The organism is Afipia sp. OHSU_II-C1 (assembly GCF_000497575.1).
Taxonomy (GTDB): Bacteria; Pseudomonadota; Alphaproteobacteria; order Rhizobiales; family Xanthobacteraceae; genus Afipia.
The window spans coordinates 542087-564670 of the sequence record NZ_APJI01000006.1 but is presented as its reverse complement, the minus strand read 5'-3'; the positions used below and the strand labels follow the sequence as shown (position 1 = coordinate 564670).

Annotated in this window: 19 protein-coding genes; 8 read left to right on the top strand and 11 right to left on the bottom strand. The window is 62.0% G+C overall.

Annotated elements, in window-relative coordinates; genetic code table 11:
- Window positions 1–29: 29 nt before the first annotated feature.
- The 10 genes from I554_RS0107955 to I554_RS0107915 all read right to left on the bottom strand — a co-directional run bounded on the left by I554_RS0107955 (window position 30) and on the right by I554_RS0107915 (window position 10443).
- The gene (locus I554_RS0107955) at window positions 30–1313 is read right to left on the bottom strand and encodes a glycerate kinase (RefSeq protein ID WP_024576985.1); all 1284 of its coding nucleotides are present in this window, start codon (window positions 1311–1313) and stop codon (window positions 30–32) included.
- A 168-nt stretch (window positions 1314–1481) separates the two neighbouring features.
- Window positions 1482–2711: an ABC transporter substrate-binding protein gene (locus I554_RS0107950; protein WP_024576984.1), complete on the bottom strand. Its 1230-nt coding sequence runs from the start codon at window positions 2709–2711 to the stop codon at window positions 1482–1484.
- A gap of 170 nt (window positions 2712–2881) precedes the next feature.
- Window positions 2882–4111, bottom strand: coding sequence for an ABC transporter substrate-binding protein (locus tag I554_RS0107945; protein ID WP_024576983.1), 1230 nt, complete (start codon window positions 4109–4111; stop codon window positions 2882–2884).
- 168 nt (window positions 4112–4279) lie between these two features.
- A complete protein-coding gene (locus tag I554_RS0107940; RefSeq protein WP_024576982.1) occupies window positions 4280–5509 on the bottom strand; it encodes an ABC transporter substrate-binding protein in 1230 nt (409 codons plus the stop codon).
- 328 nt (window positions 5510–5837) lie between these two features.
- Window positions 5838–6854 carry a branched-chain amino acid ABC transporter permease gene (locus tag I554_RS0107935; RefSeq protein ID WP_024576981.1) on the bottom strand — a complete coding sequence of 339 codons (1017 nt, stop codon included), beginning with the start codon at window positions 6852–6854 and terminating at the stop codon, window positions 5838–5840.
- Window positions 6855–6856: 2 nt separating this feature from the next.
- Entirely contained in the window at window positions 6857–7735 is an 879-nt protein-coding gene (locus tag I554_RS0107930; RefSeq protein WP_024576980.1) for a branched-chain amino acid ABC transporter permease, read from the bottom strand.
- Window positions 7736–7745: 10 nt separating this feature from the next.
- Window positions 7746–8459 carry an ABC transporter ATP-binding protein gene (locus tag I554_RS0107925; RefSeq protein ID WP_024576979.1) on the bottom strand — a complete coding sequence of 238 codons (714 nt, stop codon included), beginning with the start codon at window positions 8457–8459 and terminating at the stop codon, window positions 7746–7748.
- Complete coding sequence (locus I554_RS0107920; RefSeq protein WP_024576978.1) at window positions 8456–9253, bottom strand: ABC transporter ATP-binding protein; 798 nt, start codon at window positions 9251–9253, stop codon at window positions 8456–8458. Before I554_RS0107920 ends, I554_RS0107925 begins: the two co-directional genes overlap by 4 nt.
- Window positions 9254–9313: 60 nt before the next feature.
- Entirely contained in the window at window positions 9314–9535 is a 222-nt protein-coding gene (locus tag I554_RS26825; protein WP_152527688.1) for a hypothetical protein, read from the bottom strand.
- A gap of 26 nt (window positions 9536–9561) precedes the next feature.
- Window positions 9562–10443, bottom strand: a complete 882-nt coding sequence (locus I554_RS0107915; RefSeq protein ID WP_024576977.1) for an IclR family transcriptional regulator — start codon at window positions 10441–10443, stop codon at window positions 9562–9564.
- A 126-nt stretch (window positions 10444–10569) separates the two neighbouring features.
- Between I554_RS0107915 and I554_RS0107910 the strand changes: the two genes are divergently transcribed.
- From I554_RS0107910 to I554_RS0107875, 8 genes are all read left to right on the top strand, one after another.
- Window positions 10570–12660 carry a 3-hydroxyacyl-CoA dehydrogenase NAD-binding domain-containing protein gene (locus tag I554_RS0107910; protein WP_024576976.1) on the top strand — a complete coding sequence of 697 codons (2091 nt, stop codon included), beginning with the start codon at window positions 10570–10572 and terminating at the stop codon, window positions 12658–12660.
- A gap of 181 nt (window positions 12661–12841) precedes the next feature.
- Window positions 12842–14524: a dicarboxylate--CoA ligase PimA gene (gene pimA, locus I554_RS0107905; protein ID WP_024576975.1), complete on the top strand. Its 1683-nt coding sequence runs from the start codon at window positions 12842–12844 to the stop codon at window positions 14522–14524.
- Complete coding sequence (locus tag I554_RS0107900) at window positions 14521–15705, top strand: acetyl-CoA C-acyltransferase (RefSeq protein WP_024576974.1); 1185 nt, start codon at window positions 14521–14523, stop codon at window positions 15703–15705. The genes pimA and I554_RS0107900 overlap by 4 nt, the downstream gene beginning before the upstream one ends.
- A gap of 190 nt (window positions 15706–15895) precedes the next feature.
- Window positions 15896–17083: a pimeloyl-CoA dehydrogenase large subunit gene (pimC, locus tag I554_RS0107895; protein WP_024576973.1), complete on the top strand. Its 1188-nt coding sequence runs from the start codon at window positions 15896–15898 to the stop codon at window positions 17081–17083.
- Window positions 17084–17250: 167 nt separating this feature from the next.
- Window positions 17251–18390, top strand: coding sequence for a pimeloyl-CoA dehydrogenase small subunit (pimD, locus tag I554_RS0107890; protein WP_024576972.1), 1140 nt, complete (start codon window positions 17251–17253; stop codon window positions 18388–18390).
- Window positions 18391–18507: 117 nt separating this feature from the next.
- Window positions 18508–19281: a glucose 1-dehydrogenase gene (locus tag I554_RS0107885; protein WP_024576971.1), complete on the top strand. Its 774-nt coding sequence runs from the start codon at window positions 18508–18510 to the stop codon at window positions 19279–19281.
- 254 nt (window positions 19282–19535) lie between these two features.
- The gene (gene glpK / locus I554_RS0107880; RefSeq protein WP_024576970.1) at window positions 19536–21044 is read left to right on the top strand and encodes a glycerol kinase GlpK; all 1509 of its coding nucleotides are present in this window, start codon (window positions 19536–19538) and stop codon (window positions 21042–21044) included.
- A gap of 266 nt (window positions 21045–21310) precedes the next feature.
- Window positions 21311–21937 carry a glutathione S-transferase family protein gene (locus I554_RS0107875; RefSeq protein ID WP_024576969.1) on the top strand — a complete coding sequence of 209 codons (627 nt, stop codon included), beginning with the start codon at window positions 21311–21313 and terminating at the stop codon, window positions 21935–21937.
- 70 nt (window positions 21938–22007) lie between these two features.
- Here I554_RS0107875 and I554_RS0107870 read toward each other — a convergent pair whose 3' ends face one another.
- A complete protein-coding gene (locus I554_RS0107870; RefSeq protein WP_024576968.1) occupies window positions 22008–22556 on the bottom strand; it encodes a DUF2462 domain-containing protein in 549 nt (182 codons plus the stop codon).
- Between the last annotated feature and the right edge of the window lie 28 nt (window positions 22557–22584).

The following is a 22584-nucleotide window of genomic DNA, read 5'->3' as shown; positions in this document are numbered from 1 at the left end:
TGAAGCGATGGCGTGATGCCGATGCGGGCTTACGGGTCCACCAGAATGATGCGGATGTCGTTGACGTTGGTCAGCGTCGGCCCCGTCATGAGAAGATCGCCGGTGGCCTCAAAGAACGCGGTGGCATCGTTATTGGCGAGATAGGCCGTCGGATCGAGCTTGAGCTCGCGCATCTTCGCGAACGTGCGCTGATCGAGGATCGCGCCGGCCGGATCGGTCGGATGACCGGCGCCGCCGTCCGCGCCGTCGGTGTCGCCGGCGAGCACGGAAATGCCCGCTGTCTCAGCGAACAGACTTGCCAGCGCGAGCACGTATTCCTGGTTGGGTCCCCCGCGTCCATTGCCGCGCACCGTGACGGTGAGTTCGCCGCCGGACAGGACCGCAAGCTTCTTTCCCTCGGCGTGCGCCTTCAGTGCGAGCTGCGCATGGGCCGCCGCGACGTCGCGGGCTTCGCCTTCGAGATCCGCGCCGAGCGCAACGACTTCGTAGCCCGCGTTGCGCGCAACAGTCACCGCAGCGTCGAGCGATTCCTGCGGCCGTGCGATGATCTTGAATGTGGAGCGTGCGAAAGCGGCGTCGCCCGGTTTGCAGCTCTCGTTGCGCGGATCGTTCAGCGCCGCGGTCACGGCGTCATCCGTCTTGATTGCGTAGCGCGCAACGATCTCGCGTGCGTCGGCCAGCGTCGTGGTGTCCGGCACCGTCGGCCCCGATGCGATGGTGGCCGGATCGTCGAACGGCACATCCGAAATCGCCAGTGTCAGAACCTGTGCAGGTGCAGCGGCGCGCGCAAGCCGCCCGCCCTTGATGCGCGACAGATGCTTGCGGACGGTGTTCATTTCGCCGATCGGTGCACCCGATCGCAGCAGGCTCTTGTTCATCGCCTGCTTCTGCGCGAATGAAATTCCATCCGCCGGCGCGACCCAGTTCGCCGAACCGCCGCCGGACAGCAGCACCAGAACGAGATCGTCGGCACCGGCGGCTTCAGCCAGTTCAAGCGTCCGTGCCGCAGCCTTCATGCCTGCTTCGTCCGGCACGGGATGTCCGGCTTCGACGATCTCGATGCGCCGTGTCGGCTTGCCGTATCCATGGCGTGTGGTGGCCAGCCCCGACAACTGCGCCGGATCGATGCGTCCGCCGTCGAGATAGTGCCGTTCCGCGGCGTGCGCCAATGCACCGGCGGCCTTGCCCGCGGCCAGACAGAGAATCCGCCCGCGCGGCGGCGGCGGCAGGTGCTCGGCAAGTATCCGGTCGGGATGGGCTGCGGCGACAGCGGCGTCGAAAATGGCACGCAGCAAAGGGCGTTTGTCGGTCATCAGGTCATCGCTTGGCGCTACACGGACTCAAAGACATGACATGATCGGCCGTGCGATAAAAGGCCCCCCGCAAGTTATTGCGGAGGGCGGAAATGTTTTCAGGAGTGCCTGTCTGGAGCGGGAAAGTCGGATTTCCGGACTGGAAATCCGGCTCCTTCCGGCTGATTGTCAGCCGCCGATCTCGCCGCTGATGATCGGGCCGAACAGTTCCCAGCGCTCGCCCTTGAAACGCATCATCTGCAACTGCTCGATCGGAGCGAAGTCCGTCGCGCTGGTGTTGATCTTGATGCCCGGCAGGCCCATTTCCTGTTGCAGGTCCTTGATGCTGGCGGCCTGCTTCATCATGTTCTCGCGGGTGAGGTTGTCGCCACAGGCTTTCAGCACATGCACCAAGGTTTGCGCCGAGCTGTAGCCGTAGGCGACCGACGAGTCAGCGCGGTTGGCTTCGGGGAAGTACTTCGCAAGGAAGGCGTCGAAGTTCTTCACGCCCGGATCGTCCTTCCACTGCGGGTCGGTCGGATCCTTGCCGTAGGTCGCGGAGATCACGCCCTGCGCATTCTCAAAGCCCGCGGGCTTGATCACCGAGCCGGTGGAGGAGGCGACGTTGTTCAGGATAAACAGCGGCTTCCAGCCAAGCTCCGCAACCTTCTTCACCGATTGCGCGCCGAATTTCGGCGTGGTGATGCTGACGAACACATCCGCACCCTTCGACTTCAGCGCAACGATCTGCGAATCCACTGTCGGCACGGATGTTTCATAAGGTTCTTCCGCGATGATCATGGTCGCGGCCTTGGCGCCGAGACCGTCCTTCAGCCCCTTCAGCACGTCTTTGCCGAAGTCGTCGTTCTGATAGAGAATGCCGATCTTGCCGTCCGGCTTCTCCTTCATCAGGAACTTCGCATAGATCACGCCTTCGCTCTGGTAGTTGGGCTGCCAGCCCATGGTCCAGGGGAAGTTCTTCGGATCGTTCCACTTGGTCGCGCCGGTGGCGACGAACAGTTGCGGCACCTTCTTGGTGTTCATGTATTTCTGGATCGCCGAATTCGATGGCGTGCCGAGCGAGTTGAAGATCAGCAGGACTTCATCGCTCTCGACCAGCTTGCGCGCCTGTTCCACGGCTTTTGGCGGCGAGTAGCCGTCGTCATAGGAAATGAAATTGATCTTGCGGCCATTGATGCCGCCTTCGGCGTTGATCTTGTTGAAATAGGCGGCCTGGGTCTTGCCGATGATGCCGTAGGCGGACGCAGGTCCGCTGTAGGGCATGATGCTGCCGATCTTGATCTCGGTGTCGGTGGCGCCGGTGTCGTATTTCTTTTGCGCGAGCGCACTGCCCGTCGACGCGGCGAAAGCCGCGGCGGTCGCGAGCAGCAGCATGCGATTCAGTTTTTTGAAAGCCATTTCTGTTGTTTCCCTAACCTAGTTTTTTGCTGTTTTAGGCGTTCTGCCTTGGAAGCCTTTTTGGCTTCTCTTGTATTCAATACCGTTCGCTCTTTTGTTTCAACAAACCGTATTGAAATCGAAAGCCCCCTGCGAAATGTCGCAGGGGGCAATTGTTGTGCGAGGGCGAACTAACCGCCGACATCACCATTCAGGATTTCTCCGAACCGCACCCATGTTTCGCCCTTGAAACGCATCAGCTGCATCTGGCTGATCGGGGCGAAGTCGGTGGCGCTGGTGTTGATCTTGACGCCCGGCAGCAGGCCGCCGAGTTCAAGATTCTTGATGCTCGCTGCCTGCTTCATGACGTTCTCGCGGGTGAGATTGTCGCCGCAGGCTTTAAGCACATGGACCAGGGTCTGGGCCGAGTTGTAGCCATAGATCACCGAACCGTCGCTCCGGTTCGCATCGGGGAAATACTTGAGGAGGAAGGCGTCGAAGTCCTTCATTCCCTTGTCGTCCTTCCACTGCGGATCGGTCGGGTCCTTGGCATAGGCTGCCGAGATGATGTCCTGCGAATTCTCGAATCCGGCGGGCTTGATCACAGAGCCGACCGAGGCCGAGACGTTGTTCAGGATAAACAGCGGCTTCCACTGCAGCTCCGCGACCTTCTTGATCGACTGGGCCGCGAACTTCGGCGTGGTGATGCTGATGAAAACGTCCACGCCCTTCGACTTCAGGGCGACGACCTGCGAGTCGATGGTGGGCACGCTGGTTTCATACGGCTCTTCCGCGACGATCATGGTCGCGGCCTTCTTGCCGAGGCCGTCCTTGATGCCCTTGAGGTAGTCTTTGCCGTAGTCGTCGTTCTGATAAAGGATGCCGATCTTGCCGTTCGGCTTCTCCTTCATGAGGTAGCTTGCGTAGATGCGGCCCTCGCTCTGGTAGTTGGGCTGCCAGCCCATCGTCCAGGGGAATTCCTTCGGATCGTTCCACTTGGTCGCGCCGGTGGCGACGAACAGTTGCGGCACTTTCTTGGCGTTCAGGTATTTCTGGATTGCCGAGTTGGATGGCGTGCCGAGCGCACCATAGACGATCAGAACCTCGTCGCTTTCGACCAGCTTGCGCGCCTGCTCGACGGCCTTCGGCGGCGAGTAGCCGTCATCGTAGGTGACGAAGGTGATCTTGCGGCCGTTGATGCCGCCTTCCGCATTGATCTTGTTGAAGTAGGCCTGTTCGGATTTTCCGATGACGCCGTAGGCGGAGGCCGGTCCGCTGTAGGGCATGATGTTGCCGATTTTGATTTCGGTATCGGATGCGCCGGTATCGTACTTCTTCTGGGCCAGTGCGCCGGTGCTTGTTGCGGCGAGTATCGTGAACGCAGCCGAGACTGTCGCGAGTCGAGATGCGGCAATAACCATATGTCTCTCCCTGGGTCGTGTTTGTGTCCTCGTACTGTTTTTGATTTCGAGCTCTTTGCGGCTCGACGATATTCAATACCCTTTGCAGGCCGGGTTCAATGAAAAGCCCTCCGCGACGGGGTCGCGGAGGGCTCGTTTTTGCGGCAGTCCGTTTCGCAGGGCGAAAGGTTAACTTCCGCCCATGCCGCCGGTGATGATCGGTCCCTGCAGCTCGTACTTGTCACCCTTGAACTGCATGATCTGCAGCTGGTCGATCGGGTAGAAGTCGGTGGGGCTGGTGTTGATCTTCACGCCCGGCAGCAGGGTGTCGGGGGTGAAGTCCTTCAGGTTAGCCGCCTGCTTCATGATGTTCTCGCGGGTCAGGTTGTCGCCGGCCTGCTTCAGGACCTGGACCAGCGTCTGCGCCTGGCCGTAGCCGTAAACGACAGAGCCGTCGGTCTTGTTCATGTCCGGGGCGTACTTGGCGAGGAAGGCGTAGAATTTCTTCATGCCTTCGTCGTTGTCCCACTGCGGATCAGCGCCGTCCTTGGCGTAGGCCGCCGAGAGAATGCCTTGCGCGTTCTCGAAGCCCGCCGGTTTCAGCACGCTGCCGACGGACGCGCCGACATTGCTCTGGATGTAGGTCGGCTTCCAGCCAAGTTCCGCCACCTTCTTGATGGCCTGGGCGGCGAACTTCGGCGTGGTGAAGCTGACGAACACGTCGGCGCCGGAGGCCTTCAGCTTGATGATGTGCGAGTCGATGGTCGGCTCGGACACTTCATAGCTGTCCTCCGCGACGATCTGCGACGCCTTCGCGCCGAGGCCGTCCTTCAGGCCCTTCAGCATGTCCTTACCGAAGTCGTCGTTCTGGTAGAGGATCGCGATCTTGGCGTCCGGCTTGGTTGCAAGCAGATGCTTGGCGTAAACGCGGCTTTCGCTCTGGTAGGCCGGTTGCCAGCCCATGGTCCAGGGGAATTCCTTCGGCTCGCCGAACTTGGTGGCGCCGGTCGCCACGAACAGCTGCGGCACCTTCTTCGCGTTCAGATACTTCTGGATCGCGGAATTCGACGGCGTGCCGAGCGGCCCGAACACCAGCAGCACTTCGTCGCTCTCGACCAGCTTGCGGGCCTGTTCAACGGCCTTCGGCGGGGAATAGCCGTCGTCATAGGTGATGAAGTTGATCTTGCGGCCGTTGATGCCGCCCTGATCGTTGATCATCTTGAAGTAGGCTTCTTCCATCTTCCCGATGACGCCGTACGCGGAGGCGGGTCCGCTGTAGGGCATGATGTTGCCGATCTTGATTTCGGTATCGGTCGCGCCGGTGTCGTATTTTTTTTGCGCGAGCGCATGGCCGCTCGTCATCGCGAGCGCGGCGACGGCCGACACTGCTGCTACGTTGAGCTTGAGTTTGGATAGCATTGTAGTCTCTCCCTGAGATGCGGTTTTCCGCCTGGTGTGGAGAACCAAAACCACACCAGAATTATGGTTTCCAGTGTCCTTTTGAATCCGAAGTTCGCTCCTGAGCGCGCTGCAAAAAGAAGCGGAATTCGGATTCAGGACATTGGCGGAAACGGATCCGGAAAGAGATTATACCCCGAGGGCTAAAATGAGGGGCCCGATTCAGCAAAACTGAATCAGGCCCCCTGTCACTTGGTCCGGAAACCGATTTTCCGGAAACACCATGCGCAAACAATCAGATGCCGACAAGTCTCATTTGACGTCCCGGAATCAGACTTACGACTTACCCTTAGGATTTGCTCTTTTTTCGGAACAAGGCCTCGATGGCGTAGGCGACCTGCCGGGCGCCGTGCGGCAGCAGGAAGATGACGGCGAACAGGAACACGCCGAACACCGCGCCGGACAGTCCCTTCGAAATGTGTTCCGCCACGTTGGGCACGAACACGATGAACGCCGAACCGACCAGCGACCCGGGCAGCCAGCCGACGCCGCCGACCACCATGCCTACGAAGATCGCGATCGCAAGCTGAATGGTGAAGCTGTCGGGAGCCACGAACTGCACCACGATGGCGCCGAGTGCTCCGGCGATGCCGGTGAAGGCGGCCGAGACGCCGAATGCCAGGGTCTTGTACAGCGGCAGGTCGACGCCCATCGCCGAGGCGGCAATCGGATTGTCGCGGATCGCCATCAGCGCCCGTCCGGACCGGCTTCGCAGCAGGTTGACGGCGAGGACGTAGATGATGCCCGAGACGAACAGCGTGAAGTAATACAGCCACATGTCCTGCGACATCTTCAGGCCGAACGGCGCGTCCGGCTTGGTGATGACGAGGCCCTGCACGCCGCCGGTCCAGTGCTCGAACAGGTTCAGCTTGAGAATCTGTGGCATCGCGACCGCCAGTGCGAAGGTCGCGAGCGCCAGATACACGCCCGAGAGCCGCAGCGCCGGGAACCCGAACAGGAACCCGAAGATGAAGCAGATGAGGCCCGCGGCGGGAATCGTCAGGGCGTAATTGACGCCCAGATGCTCCATCAGAATGCCGGCGGTATAGGCGCCGACCGCATAGAAGGCGCTTTGGCCGAGCGAGAACTGCCCGCTGCCGCCGGTGAGCAGGTTGAGGGCCAGGATGGCGATGGCGTAAATCAGCACCATCGTCATCTGGAAGATGATGAAGTTCTTCACGAACAGCGGCGTGATGACCAGCAGTGCGAGCATCACGAGTGTCGCGGTGGTGCCGACCGTCATCGATTTTTTCGACGGGGCGGTGACCGCCGGGGCTTGCGAAACGGAGTCCTGAACGGTGCTCATGATTAAACTCGCTGTACGATGGCGCGGCCGAACAGACCGGACGGTTTGATGACAAGCACGACGATGATCAGTGCCAGCGCGATCGGAAGTTTCAGTTCGTTGCCGACGCCCGGAATGTAGGTGCCGACGAGGTTCTCGAAGACACCGACCAGGAAGCCGCCGACCACCGCGCCGAACGGCGAAGTGAGGCCGCCGAGCACCGCCGCCGCGAAGCCGTACAGCAGGATGCCGCCCATCATGTTGGGCTCGAGGAACACGACCGGAGCGATCAGGAGACCGGCGATGGCGCCGATGGCGGAGGCCATGCCCCAGCCGAGCGCGATCATCCAGCTCGTGTTGATGCCGACCAGACGTGCCGATTCAGGCAGCGACGCCGCTGCCCGCATCGCGAGGCCAACCCGCGTGAAGCGGAAGAAGATGTAGAGCAGCAGAAGCAGGACCAGCGTAACGCCGATCATGCCGGCCTGGTGGGTCGAGATCAGCTGGCTGCCCAGGAAGCCGGACGAACCGAACGGCGAGGGGAACTGCTTGATCGTGAAGTCCCAGGTCAGGCCCGCGACGCTGTTGAGGATCGCGAACAGTGCGATGAAGCCGGCGACATGCACCAGCACCGGCGCATTGGTCAGCGGCTTGAACAGCGCGCGTTCGATGACGATGCCGCCGATAAACGAAATGACCAGCGTCAGCAGGAAGGCCGGCCAGAACGACAGGCCCCACTGCATCAGCTGCCAGGCGATGAAGGTCGAGAACATCGCCATTTCGCCCTGGGCGAAGTTCAGGTGGTCGATGGCCTGATAGATCATGACCACGGCCAGCGCCATGCAGGCGTAGATCGCGCCTGTGGCAATGCCAGCCAGGACTTGGTTGGTGAACAGTTCCATGGCTGCGTCCTCAGTATCCGAGATAGGATTTGCGGATGTCTTCGTTGTTCGCGATTTCCTTCGCGCTTCCCGACATCACGATACGCCCGGTTTCGATCACGTAGGCCTGCTCCGCCAGCTCGAGCGCGAGCTGGGCGTTCTGCTCGACCACCAGGATCGTCACCTTGTGCTCGCGGTTGATGCGGCCGAGGATTCCGAACAGGTCGCGGACGACGAGCGGCGCGAGACCGAACGAGGGCTCGTCCAGCAGCATCAGCCGGGGACGCAGCATCAGCGCCCGGGCGACCGCGAGCATCTGCTGTTCACCGCCCGACAGCGTTCCCGCCTGCTGGGTATGACGCTGCTTGAGCACGGGGAAGAACCCGTACATCTGCTCGATGTCGCTTTCGATCGCCTTCTTGTCGCCGCGCGAGATGGCGCCGAGCTGAAGGTTTTCCTCGACCGTCATGTTGGTGAAGGTGCCGCGGCCCTGCGGCACATGGGCAATGCCCAGCCGCACCACGTTCTCGGTCGATACGCCGGCGAGCGACTTGCCGTCGAACTCGATGTTGCCGGTGGAGCGGATCATGTTGCAGATCGCCCGCAGCGTCGTGGTCTTGCCGGCGCCGTTGGCGCCGAGCAGGGTGGTGACGCTGCCCTCGTTGAGGGAGAATTCCAGTCCGTGCAGCGCCTGCACCTGGCCGTAATAGGCGCGCAGGTCCCTGATCGTCAGCATCGTGCTCATTGGTCCTTGCTCCCCAGATAGGCCTTGATGACGTCGGGGTCGGACTGCACCTGAGACGGGGTGCCTTCAGCGAGCTTCTTGCCGAAATTCAGTGCGACGACGTGATCGGCGATCTTCATCACCAATCCCATGTGATGTTCGACGAGCAGAACCGTGATGTTGCGCTGGTCGCGGATGCGGCAGATCAGGTCGCCGAGAACGTAGACCTCCTCGTGATTGAGGCCGCCTGCGGGCTCATCCAGCAGCAGGATTTTCGGCTCGGCGGCGAGCGCGCGGCCAAGTTCGACCCGCTTCTGCGTGCCGAACGGAAGACCCGAGACTTCGCGGTCGGCGACGTCGTGCAGGTCGAGATAATCGAGGATTTCATGGACCTTCGCGTTGAGCTTGCGCTCTTCCTCGCGAACCCACGGCAGTTTCACCGCATCGCTGATGAAATCGCTCTTGGTGCGGCAATGTCCGCCGATGCGGATGTTGTCGCGCACCGTCAGGCGCGGAAACAGCGCGACGTTCTGGAACGTGCGGCCGATGCCGACCTCGGCGATCTTCTGCGGCTGATGGACCAGAATGCTCTGGCCTTCCATCAGGATCTCGCCCTTGCTCGGCTGATAAAGCCTGCTGAGACAATTGAAGAGCGTCGTTTTACCGGCGCCGTTCGGACCGATCAGGCCGAGAATCTGGCCCTTCTTCATGTCGAACGAAACACCGTTCAACGCAATGATGCCGCCGAACACGACGGAAACGTCGCGGACCGCGAGCAAGGGGGCATGCCCCTGCGCAACCTGTGCCTGCATCATGTGTTGATGTCCACGCGAGGCCGGGAAGTTCCCGCCTGCATGTAACCGCAACGCGCGCGGCTATCCGATCCCCTCAAAACGTGCAACTTTTCCTCCTGGCGGTTTCATTTTCTTGGTGTCGGCAGTTTCTTTGTTTTGCGATCCGCGCGCAACGCCGTGGGCGGGCGCGATCTCGAGTTTTCCCTTAGCACTGTCGCCGGACAGAATCCAACAAAGTTCTTTTTTTGAACTTGAAAGAATTCCAGTTTCAGGGCCAGGACGGTGTCGCCAGGCCCAGGTCATCTGGCATGCCACCGCGACGGTGGCGGCTAGCGGATTCCCTCGGCAACACGTGTTACTTTTCCCCCTGCGGTTTTCATTTTTTTGATGCTTGTATTTTCTTTGGTTTGCGGACCGCGTCCGACACTCCCGGTCATCGCGATCTCGATATTTCTTACCATCGCGACCAGGCGCGGACCAATATCGTTCTTTAATAGAACTTCGCTGAATTTGAAGGCCGGTGCGCCGCAGTTGAAGGCATAGGGGCCGGTTCCATCGTTCAGCTTCAGCGCAACGCCGACCGCATGGATATCGCTGTGCCATTCACCGGCGGACATGGCGAAGCCGTGCTTGGCCACGCATTCGCCGGCGCGCTCGATGCCGTCGCGGACCTTCGGCCAGTTGGCGCCGGTATGCTCCTTGATCTCGCGCAGCAGGTTGGCGCGCTCGTCTTCCGGCAGTGCCCACAGATAGGCGCGGCCCATAGCGGTGGTGGCGATCGGAACCTTGGAGCCGACATCGAGCAGCACGCCGACAGTCAGTTCGCTGCGGCTCTGGCCGAAGTAGATCATACTGAGACGGTCGCGCGCGCCGATGGCGACGGCGCCTCCGGTCTCGCGCATCAGCTGATCGCGATAGGGATCTGACACATGACGCACGCCCATGTTGGCGAGCGCGGAATATCCGAGCGCCATCGCAGCGGGCGCGAGCTGGTATTTCTCGAAACGCGGAACGGGCGTGAGATAACCGAGCTTTGTCAGCGTGTAGGTAAGGCGCGAAATCGTCGGCTTCGGCAAATTCGTGCGCGCGGCGATTTCCTGATTTCCGAGAAGGCCATCGCTCGGACGAAATGCGCGCAACACATCGAGCCCGCGCGATAACGCGATGACAAAACTGCGATCCGTCGCAGATTTCTTCGGCGGGCGTTTCATTCATCAAACCGCATATGTGGTCTTCGTTGACAAAGGACGTGCTTCAAAATATCCCTCCGTGTCAAGATGTGGAATTTAATTCCGCACTGCGAAATATTCAAAAAACAGCGCTACAAGGAGAGTTGTGTGAGCGAAGTGGTCAAGGTGGAACGTCGCGACGCGGTTGCAATCGTCATTGTCAACAGCCCTCCCGTGAATGCGCTCAGTGCTGCGGTGCGCAAGGGTATCGCCGACGGCGTGAAGAGCGCCGAAGCTGATGCATCGGTCAAAGCGATTGTCATTGCATGCGCCGGCCGCACATTTATCGCAGGCGCCGACATCACCGAATTCGGCAAGCCGCCACAGTCGCCCAGCCTTCATGAAGTGATCGAGGTCATCGAGAATTCCTCCAAGCCGGTGGTCGCCGCAATTCACGGCACCGCGCTCGGCGGCGGCCTTGAACTCGCGCTCGGAGCGCATTTCCGCGTCGCCACCAAGGATGCAAAGCTCGGTCTTCCCGAAGTGAAGCTCGGCCTGCTGCCGGGCGCAGGCGGCACGCAGCGCCTGCCGCGTGCAGTCGGTCCTGAGCTTGCCGTGAAGATGATTGTCGGCGGCGATCCGATCGGTGCGGCCGACGCGCTCAAGAACGGCCTGATCGACGAGGTCGTCGATGGCGAACCCGCCGTCGGCGGTGAAGCTTTCGCGCGCAAGGTGCTCGCCGAGAAGCGTCCGCTGCGCAAGCTGCGCGACGACGATTCCAAGCTCGCTGCCGCCAAGGCGGACAAGTCGATCTTCACCAACGCGGCTGCTGCGGCAAATAAGCGCAACCGCGGTCTGGAAGCTCCGCTCGCCGCCGCCGAGGCTGTCAGCCACTCGCTCGACCAGCCGTTCGATCAGGCGCTGAAGTCCGAGCGCGACCTGTTCCTGAAGCTGATGAACGGCGAACAGTCGAAGGCGCAGCGCTATGCGTTCTTCGCGGAGCGCGAGGCGGCCAAGGTTGCCGGCGTGCCGGACGGCACCAAGGCGCGTGACGTGAAGCAGGTTGCGATCATCGGCGCCGGCACCATGGGCGGCGGCATCGCGATGTCGTTCGCCAATGCCGGCATCCCGGTCACGCTGATCGAGACCGGTGACGAGCAGCTCAAGCGTGGCCTCGGCATCATGCAGAAGAACTATGAAGCCACCGCTGCTCGCGGCGGCATTCCCGCCGACGCCCCGGCCAAGCGCATGGGCCTGATCAAGGGTGTGGTCGGCATCGAAAACGTCAAGGATGCTGACCTCATCATTGAGGCGGTGTTCGAGACCATGGCCATCAAGAAGGACGTGTTCGGCAAGCTCGACCAGTTTGCCAAGCCTGGCGCGGTTCTGGCCACCAACACCTCGTATCTCGATATCAACCAGATCGCCGCCATGACCAAGCGTCCGCAGGACGTGCTGGGCATGCACTTCTTCTCGCCGGCCAACGTCATGAAGCTGTGCGAAATCGTCCGCGGCGAAAAGACCGCGCCTGACGCGCTGATGACCGCAGTGGCTGTCGCCAAGCGCATCGCCAAGGTGCCGGTCGTTGTCGGCGTCTGCGACGGCTTCGTCGGCAACCGCATGCTCGCCGCCCGCGGCAAGCAGGCCGAGAAGTTCCTGTTCGAAGGCGCGCTGCCGCAGCAGGTCGACGCCGTGCTGACCAAGTTCGGCATGCCGATGGGCCCGTTTGCGATGGGCGATCTCGCTGGTCTCGATATCGGCTGGCGTTCGCGTCAGGACCGCGGCATCAAGTCGGAAATCGCCGACGCGATCTGCGAGGCGGGCCGCTTCGGCCAGAAAACCGGCAAAGGCTATTACAAGTACGAAGCCGGTTCGCGCGCGCCGCTGCCGGATCCGGAAATCGAAAAGCTGATCGAGGAAACCACCGCCAAGCTCGGCATCAAGCGCCGCCAGATCGACGATCAGGAAATCCTCGAGCGCCTGATGTATCCGATGATCAACGAGGGTGCGCGCATCCTTGAAGAGAAGATCGCGGCGCGTCCGAGCGACATCGATGTGGTCTGGCTGTACGGTTACGGCTGGCCGATCTACCGCGGCGGCCCGATGTTCTACGCCGACAGCGTCGGCCTCAAGAAGATCGCGGAGCGCTTGTCGTTCTACGCCAAGCAGACCAACGATCCGTCGCTCGAGCCGACCCCGCTGCTCAAGCGTCTGGCAGACGAAGGCAAGACATTCGCGTCCCTCGCCAAGGGCGGATAAGTCTTGTGATGACAACGGTGCATGCTCCGTTGCAGAATCCCACCTCTCCCATGGGGAGAGGTCGGCGCGCAGCGCCGGGTGAGGGGGTACGCTCTCACGATGGATTCTACGCCCTCACCCCAACCCTCTCCCCACGGGAGAGGGAGCGCTTCTGTCTCGTGGCTACGTGGCGGCTCAATCCATGACCCATCCGGGCGAACAGTTCTATCCGCAGGGTGTCCGCTGGGATTCTCCGATCCCGCGCGGCACGCTGCCGGATTTATTGTCAAAGGCGGCTGCGGATTTCGGATCGCGGACGGCGATTGAGTTCCGCGACCGGCCCATTTCCTTCACTGAGCTGCAAGGAATGGTGGATGTCGCCGCGTCGGCGTTTCTTCGCGCCGGCTATGGCAAGGGATCGTCGATTGCGCTGTTCCTGGGAAATTCTCCGGATCATCCGGTGAATTTCTTCGGTGCGCTCAAGGCCGGCGCACGTGTGGTTCATCTGTCACCGCTCGACGGCGAGATCGCGCTGACTCACAAGCTGAAAGACTCCGGCGCGCGCATTCTGGTCACCAGCAGTCTGGCGACCCTGCTGCCGACGGCGCTGAAATTCCTCGAGAAGGGCCTGCTCGACAAGCTCATCGTTTGCGAGGACCAGACCTGGGGCGACGTCGGCAACCCGCAGGCCGCGATCCCGTCCAGCCCGGCAATTGTCACGTTCAAGGACTTCGTCAGGGATGCGCAGCCGCCGGCAAGCTGGCCGCAGGTCAGCGCCGACGACATCGCGCTGCTGCAATATACCGGCGGCACCACCGGCTTGCCCAAGGGCGCGATGCTGACCCACGGCAACCTGACGTCGGCGGTCTCGATCTATGATGTGTGGGGCGCGAACCAGAAGGCCGAGCGCAACACCATCGAGCGCGTCATCCTCGTGCTGCCGCTGTTTCATATCTATGCGCTCACCGTCGTCCTGCTGCGCACCCTGAAGAACGGCGACCTGATCTCGCTGCACCAGCGATTCGATCTTGAGGCCGTGATGCGCGACATCGAAGTGAAACGCGCCACCGCGTTCCCCGGCGTGCCGACCATGTGGATCGCCATCGCCAGCCTGCCCGATCTCGACAAGCGCGACCTGTCGTCGCTGGCGTTTGCCGGCTCCGGCGGCGCGCCGCTTCCGGTGGAAGTCGCGAAGGTGTTCGAGCGCAAGACCAAGCTCGCATTGAAAAGCGGGTGGGGCATGACAGAGACCTGCTCACCCGGCACCGGCCATCCGCCCGACGGCCCGGAGAAGCCCGGCTCGATCGGCCTGATGCTGCCGGGCATCGAGATGGATGTGGTTTCGCTCGACGATCCGAAAAAGGTGATGCCGGTCGGCGAAACCGGTGAAATCCGCATCCGCGGCCCGAATGTCACCAGGGGATACTGGAATCGCGAGGCGGAGACCGCCGAAGCCTTTGTCGGCGACCGCTTCCTGACCGGCGATATTGGCTATATGGATAGCGACGGATATTTCTATCTGGTCGACCGCAAGAAGGACATGATCATCTCCGGCGGCTTCAACGTCTATCCGCAGATGATCGAGCAGGCGATCTACACCCACCCGTCGGTTCAGGAAGTCATCGTGATCGGCATTCCCGACGATTATCGCGGCGAAGCGTCCAAGGCGTTCGTGACGCTGCGTGCGGGTGCGGAGCCGTTCACCATCGAGGAACTGCGCGCCTTCCTCGCCGGCAAGCTCGGCAAGCACGAATTGCCGGTCGCGGTCGAGTTCATGAAGGAACTGCCGCGCACCAGCGTCGGAAAACTCTCTCGCCACGAATTACGCAACCAGCAACGCAACCAATCTCAACAACCAAAACTTGCAACAGGAGGTCGTTCATGACCGAAGCCGTTATCGTTTCCACCGCCCGCACCCCGATCGGCAAGGCCTATCGCGGCGCGCTCAACAACACCGAAGGCGCGACGCTGCTCGGCCACGCCATCGAACAGGCGGTCAAGCGCGCCGGTGTCGATCCCGCGGAGATCGAGGATGTGGTGATGGGCGCCGCCATGCAGCAGGGCGCCACCGCTGGCAACATTGCCCGCAAGGCCGCGCTGCGCGCGGGTCTTCCGGTGACGGTCGGCGGCACCACCATCGACCGCCAGTGCGCTTCGGGCCTTCAGGCCATCGCGCTCGCTGCGCGCTCGGTGATCTTTGACGGCGTTCAGGTCGCGGTCGGCGGCGGCGGCGAGTCGATCAGCCTCGTGCAGAACGAGCATATGAACATGTTCCACGCGGTCGATCCCGCGCTGAAGGCGATCAAGGGCGACGTCTATATGGCGATGCTCGACACCGCCGAAGTCGTCTCCAAGCGCTACGGCATTTCGCGCGAGAAGCAGGACGAATACTCGCTGGAGAGCCAGCGCCGCACCGCTGCCGCGCAGCAGGGCGGCCGTTTCAAGGACGAAATCGCGCCGATCACCACCAAGATGGCTGTCGTCGACAAGAACACCAAGGAAGTCTCCTACAAGGACATCACCCTGTCGCAGGATGAAGGTCCGCGTCCCGAGACCACCGCGGAAGGCCTCGCAAGCCTGAAGCCGGTGCGCGAAGGCGGCTCCATCACCGCCGGCAACGCCAGCCAGTTGTCGGACGGCGCCAGCGCCACCGTCATCATGAGCGACAAGGAAGCCGCCAAGCGTGGCCTCAAGCCGCTCGGCATTTTCCGAGGCTTCGTCGCCGCCGGTTGCGAGCCCGACGAAATGGGCATCGGTCCGGTGTTCGCGATTCCGCGTCTGCTCCAGCGTCATGGCCTCAAGATTGATGACATCGACATGTGGGAGCTGAATGAGGCTTTCGCCGTGCAGGTGATCTACTGCCGCGACAAGCTCGGCATCGACCCCGAGAAGCTCAATGTCAGCGGCGGTTCGGTTGCGGTCGGCCATCCTTACGGCATGACCGGCGCACGTCTTGCCGGCCATGTCCTGATCGAAGGCCGTCGCCGCAAGGCGAAGTACGGCGTCGTCACCATGTGCATCGGTGGCGGTCAGGGCGCTGCCGGCCTGTTCGAAATCCTGCAGTAAGTATCTCGCGACCGGCCCGTTCTCTCTCCGCATGGGGAGGAGCGGGCCGGAGAGCGTCCGGACGTAAGAGCACTCAAATCTTTTGATTGCCGAATTGCCTCCCGCCTGCGCCGGTCTACAATCGCCGGACAGAACAAGAGGCCGAAAATCCCGGACTGTTATTTCCAGTCAGACTTCAAGGAGGACCCCCGTGGATCTCAATTTCACCCAGGAAGAAAACGCATTTCGCGACGAAGTGAGGAAGTTCTTCCGCGAAAATATTCCGCCCGCGATGCACAAGAAGCTGATCGACGGCGGTCATCCGAGCAAGGAAGACATCATCACGTGGACGCGGATCCTGAACAAGAAGGGTTGGGGCGTTCCGCATTGGCCGAAGGAATTCGGCGGCACCGGCTGGTCGCCGGCCAAGCAGCACATCTTCCTTGAAGAGCTGCAGGCAACTCCGGCGCCGTCGCCGCTGCCGTTCGGTGTCAACATGGTTGGGCCGGTGATCTACACCTTCGGCAACGACGAGCAGAAGAAGTATTACCTGCCGCGCATCGCCAATCTGGACGACTGGTGGTGTCAGGGCTTCTCGGAGCCCGGCTCCGGGTCCGACCTCGCCTCGCTCAAGACCACGGCGAAGCGCAAGGGCGACGTCTACGTCGTCAACGGCCAGAAGACCTGGACCACGCTCGGCCAGCATGCCGACTGGATCTTCTGCCTCTGCCGCACCAATCCGGAAGCGAAGAAGCAGGAAGGCATCTCGTTCATCCTGATCGACATGAAGTCGCGCGGCATCACCGTGCGGCCGATTCAGACCATCGACGGCGGTCACGAAGTCAACGAAGTGTTCTTCGACGACGTCGAAGTGCCGGTCGCCAATCTCGTCGGCCAGGAAAACAAGGGCTGGGATTACGCCAAGTTCCTGCTCGGCAACGAGCGTACCAACATCGCCCGTGTCGGCATGTCCAAGGAACGCATCCGCCGCGTCCGTGAACTGGCGTCGAAGGTCGAGGCCAACGGCAAGCCGCTGATCGAGGACGATCGTTTCCGCGAGAAGCTTGCAGCCACCGAGATCGAACTCAAGGCGCTGGAACTGTCGGTGATGCGCGTCATCGCCAACGAGACCAAGAACGGCAAGGGCAAGCCGGACCCGGCATCCTCGATCCTGAAGATCAAGGGCTCCGACATCCAGCAGACCATTTCCGAACTGCTGGTCGAGGTCGCCGGTCCCTTCGCTACGCCGTACATTCCGGAAGAGGGCATCGGCAACGAGGAAGCAGGCTGGGAGTCGCACGCCGCTCCGCACTACTTCAACTACCGCAAGGTCTCGATCTACGGCGGGTCCAACGAGATCCAGCGCGGCATCATCGCGAAGGCGGTGCTGGGACTTTAGTGACGCCTCCTTCTCTCCGCGTTCGCGGGGAGAGGGCTTGCAACGTTCTCACGTTCCGTCATTGCGAGCGTAGCGAAGCAATCCAGCTTTGGATCATTCAACTGGATTGCTTCGTCGCTTCGCTCCTCGCAATGACGATGTAGTTTGGTTTAGCCGAGGAACACATTATGGATTTCGATCTCTCCGAGGAGCAGCGTCTCCTGAAAGACAGCGTCGACGGGCTGCTGGCTGACTCGTATGATTTCGAGCAGCGCAAGAAATACGCTGCCGAAAAGGATGGCTGGAGCCGTCAGGTCTGGGGCAAGCTTGCCGAGCAGGGCCTGCTGGGCCTGCCGTTTTCGGAAGAAGACGGCGGCTTCGGCGGCGGCGCGGTGGAAACCGCGATCGTGATGGAATCGCTTGGCCGTTCGCTGGTGCTCGAGCCATATCTGACCACGGTGGTGATCGGCGGCGGTTTCCTCCGTCACGGTGCCTCCGCCGAGCAGAAGGCGGCGCATATTCCGTCGGTCATCGACGGCAGCAAGACGCTGGCGTTTGCCCAGCTTGAGAAGAATTCGCGTTACGACCTCGCCGATGTCTCCACCACCGCCAAGAAGAAGGGCGATGGCTGGGTGATTGAAGGCGAGAAGTTCGTTGTGCTGCACGGGGACAGCGCCAATACGCTGATTGTGACGGCCCGCACCTCCGGAGGCCAGCGCGACCGTAACGGCATCGGCGTGTTCCTCGTGCCGGCCAACGCCAAGGGCGTCCACATCAAGGGCTACGCAACGCAGGACAACATGCGCGCGGCCGACATCCGGTTCGAGGGCGTCGAAGTCGGCAAGGACGCCGTGCTTGGCGATCCGGCCAAGGGTCTCGCGCTGGTCGAACGCGTGGTGGACGAAGCGCGCATCGCCATGTGCTCCGAGGCCATCGGCGCGATGGAAGTGTCGCTCAAGATGACGGTCGAGTATCTCAAGACCCGCAAGCAGTTCGGCGTCGCTATCGGCACCTTCCAGGCGCTGCAGCACCGCGCGTCGGATATGTTCGTGAACCTCGAGCAGGCGCGTAGCATGGCGCTGTTTGCGGTAGTGGCGACCGATCTTCCGGAAGACGAACGCTCATCGGCGGTTGCCGCTGCCAAGGTGCAGGTCGGCAAGTCGGCGAAGTTCGTCGGCCAGCAGGCGATCCAGCTCCATGGCGGCATCGGCATGACCATGGAAGCGGCGATCGGCCACTACTTCAAGCGGCTGTCGATGATCGAGACCTCGTACGGCGACACCGATTATCACCTGCGCCGCGTTGCGGCGGCAGGCTCGCTGGTCTGATTCTTTCACCGTCATCGCGAGGAGCGTAGCGACGAAGCGATCCATCTTTTAAAAGGGTGGATTGCTTCGCTTCGCTCGCAATGACGAAACAACTGTCCAACGAAAACAGTGGACGTCATGCCAACTTCACCCTTCGATCTCACCGGAAAAGTCGCTGTCGTCACCGGGTCGAGCCGCGGCATCGGTCGCGCCTCGGCGGAAATGCTGGCGCAGATGGGGGCGAAGGTTGTCGTTTCCAGCCGCAAGGCCGACGCCTGCGAAACTGTTGCGGACGGCATCCGCAAGGCGGGCGGGGATGCCCATGTCATTCCCTGCAACATCTCGCGGCGTGAAGACGTCGACGCGCTGATCGCCGGCACCATCAGGCATTATGGAAAGATCGATATCCTCGTCTGCAACGCCGCTGTGAATCCCTATTACGGCCCGCTGCTCGACATCACCGATGAAGCCTTTGACAAGATCATGGGCGCCAACATCAAGAGCAACATCTGGCTCTGCAAGCAGGCGATGCCGCACATGGCCGAGCGCGGCGGCGGCTCGGTGGTCATCGTCTCAAGCATCGGCGGCCTGCGCGGCTCGACCGTGATCGGCGCCTACGGCATCTCGAAAGCGGCGGATTTCTCGCTGGCGCGCAGCCTGGCCGGTGAGTGGGGCCCGAAGAACGTGCGGGTCAACTGTATCGCGCCGGGTCTGGTCAAAACCGATTTCGCCCGTGCGCTGTGGGAGGATCAGGAGAACCTGAAGCGCCGCACCGCGACCACGCCGCTGCGCCGGATCGGCGAACCGCATGAAATCGCCGGCGCAGTGGTCTATCTCGCGTCCGATGCCTCGACCTTCATGACCGGCCAGACCATCGTCATCGACGGCGGTGTGACGACGGCGGCGGTGTAATTTGCTTTATCCCTCCCCTTGTGGGGAGGGTGGCGCGTGTGAGCGGAGCGAATGACGCGCCGGGTGGGGGATATTACTGCGTTGCGTTTCCCCCACCCCGGCCTCCGCTTCGCTCGGCCGACCCTCCCCACAAGGGGGAGGGAAATCGCAAGCATCCCTGTTGATCTTCACGACGGCGCTCGCCTTGACGCGCGCACCCGTAATCGCTTTGTTTGCGTTTCGAAACCAAAACGAAAAGCATTCGAGGAAACGGCATGGCGTCCCATATTCTCGCGATCGATCAAGGCACGACATCATCGCGCGCCATCGTCTTCCGCTCCGACATCTCCATCGCCGCCCAGGCCCAGCAGGAATTCCAGCAGCATTTCCCGGCCTCCGGCTGGGTCGAGCACGAGCCGGAGGATATCTGGACCTCAACGCTTGCGACCTGCCGCGAGGCCATGAGCAAGGCGAACGTGCAGGCGTCCGACATTGCCGCCATCGGCATCACCAACCAGCGCGAGACCACGGTGGTCTGGGACCGCGCCACCGGGCAGGCCGTGCATCGCGCCATCGTCTGGCAGGATAGGCGCACCGCGGAGATCTGCGCCAGGCTGAAAGCCGACGGCCATGAACCGCTCGTCACCGTGCGGACCGGTCTCATCATCGATCCGTATTTCTCCGGCACCAAGGTGGCGTGGATTCTGGATCACGTTCCGGGTGCGCGCGAGCGGGCCGAGCGCGGCGAACTGATGTTCGGCACGGTGGATTCGTATCTGCTCTGGCGGCTGACCGGGGGCAAGGTCCACGCCACCGACGCCACCAATGCCTCGCGCACGCTGCTGTTCAACATTCACAAGGGCGAGTGGGACGACGATCTCCTGAAGCTGTTGCGCGTGCCGCGCTCGATGCTGCCGGATGTGCGCGATTCCTCCGCGAGCTATGGCACCACCGTGCCCGAGCTGCTCGGCGGCTCCATCGCGGTACGCGGCATCGCCGGTGACCAGCAGGCCGCGACGATCGGGCAGGCGTGCTTCACACCGGGCATGATGAAATCCACCTACGGCACCGGCTGTTTCGCGCTCCTCAACACCGGCACCACAGCGGTGGCCTCGAAGAACAAGCTGCTGACCACCATCGCCTATCAGTTGAACGGCCAGCGCACCTATGCGCTGGAAGGATCGATCTTTGTCGCAGGCTCCGCGGTGCAGTGGCTGCGCGACGGGCTCGGCCTGATCAAGCAGGCGAGCGAAACCGGATCGCTGGCGGATGAAAACGATACCATGCAGTCGGTCTATCTGGTGCCGGCGTTCGTCGGCCTCGGCGCGCCGTACTGGAATCCGCGGGTGCGCGGCGCGCTGTTCGGGCTGACGCGCAACACCGGCCCCGCCGAACTCGCGCATGCCGTGCTGGAAAGCGTCTGCTACCAGACCTACGACCTGTGGGCGGCGATGCGTGCCGACTGGCCGGAGGCGAAGGAGACCAACACCGTGCTGCGCGTCGATGGTGGCATGACCGCATCGGACTGGACCATGCAGCGCCTCGCCGACCTGCTCAACGCGCCGGTGGACCGGCCGATGATTCAGGAAACCACGGCGCTCGGCGCTGCCTATCTTGCCGGCCTTGGCGCCGGTGTTCACCCGGAGCCCGCGCGGTTCGCGGATTCCTGGCGGCTGGAGCGGCGATTCAAGCCGAACATGTCGGAAGCGACTCGCACGCGCAAACTCAAGGGCTGGTCACAGGCGGTGAAGGGCGTGCTGGCATCCGATCCTGGTGAAGACTGAGTTCAGATTTTTGAAAGCTGAGCTTGTTTTTAAAAGCAGAACTCGGCTCTTCACCTCTCCCGTGGGGAGAGGTCGACGCGCGGAGCGCGGCGGGGGAGGGCGTAGAATCTCGATAGATTGAAACCCCCTCACCCCAACCCTCTCCCCTCTGGGGAGGGAGCATATCGGCCTTGTGGCGACATGCGAGTAAGGTTGCGAACATGCTTGCCAATCGGGTGTCTTGCCGGGTGTAATCGCGGCCGCAATCTCGCGGCGGAGATCACCTGATGAACCTGATCGGCCAATACGATTCTCCCTTTGTGCGGCGGGTCGCACTCGCGCTGCGGTTCTATGGCCTGCCGTTCGAGCACACACCGTGGTCGACCTTCGGTGACGCGGAGAAGATCGCGCTGTACAATCCGCTGATGCGCGTGCCGACGCTGGTGCTGGACGACGGCGAGGTGCTGATCGAGAGCACGGCGATTCTCGATTATCTCGACGAGATATCCGGCCCGTCGCGGGCGCTGATCCCCGATTGTGGTCATGTCCGGCGCGAGGTGCTGCATATCTGCGCGCTGGCCACCGGCCTCGCCGACAAGGCGGTGAGCCTGCTGTATGAGCGCGTGCTGCGCGGAGAAGAATCGAAGCGCTGGGTCGAGCGTTGCCGCTCGCAGATCGCGGGCGTGTTGGCTGTTCTTGAAGAAGATCGTGCGCGGCACAAGACGCGATACTGGTTCGGCGACAACATCACCCATGCCGACATTGCGGTGGCCTGCGTGATCCGTTTCACGCGGGAGGCTCATGCCGGATTGTTCGACGCGGCGCGCTATCCCGCACTCGACCGCCATGCGGAAACCTGCGAAGCGTTGCAGCCGTTTCAGGATATCGTGCAGCCTCTGGCGCCGCCGAGCTGACACGCCAGGGCGGTGGCCGGATTGATTCCGCCCACCGCTTGTTTGTTCAAATTAAATCGCGATCAAAACGTTACTGGCAGATGTTCCGCGTGCCCTTGATAAAGGTGCCCGGCTGACACATGAAGCCATTTCGCGCCGCATAATTCGACGACTGCGGAATCGCTACGCCGTTGTAAGTGTAGGTGGTGTCCACATAGCCCGGACCATAGGCGTAAGTGTCACGATAGGCGTAGCCGTCGCGATACGGTCCGCCGAACGGCGCGGTTGCGATGGCGCCTGCAGTATTTACGGCACCGGCTGCGACAGCGCCCGCGGTTCCCACCGCGCCGGCGGCAACAGCACCCGGCCAGAAGCCGCGGTTATCCCAGCCGCGATCCCAATCACTCCGAGTGTCCACGGCGGCGGAGCGCATGTAGGCCTCGTTACGGCTGTGCATACGGGCGCTGTGCTTCATATGCTTGGTGTGCTTTGCACTGTGCTTCATAGGCTTGATCTGCTTGGCTTTGTCACTCTTGCCCTGCATCGCGGCGCGCGGTTTTGCCGTGTCCTGCGCGAGTGCCGGAGTGGCGACCAAAGCGGTTACAGCCGCAGCGGCGGCGAAAAAGCTCACCTTGCTCATGATCTCTCCTTTTGTGAGGTTGAAGCTT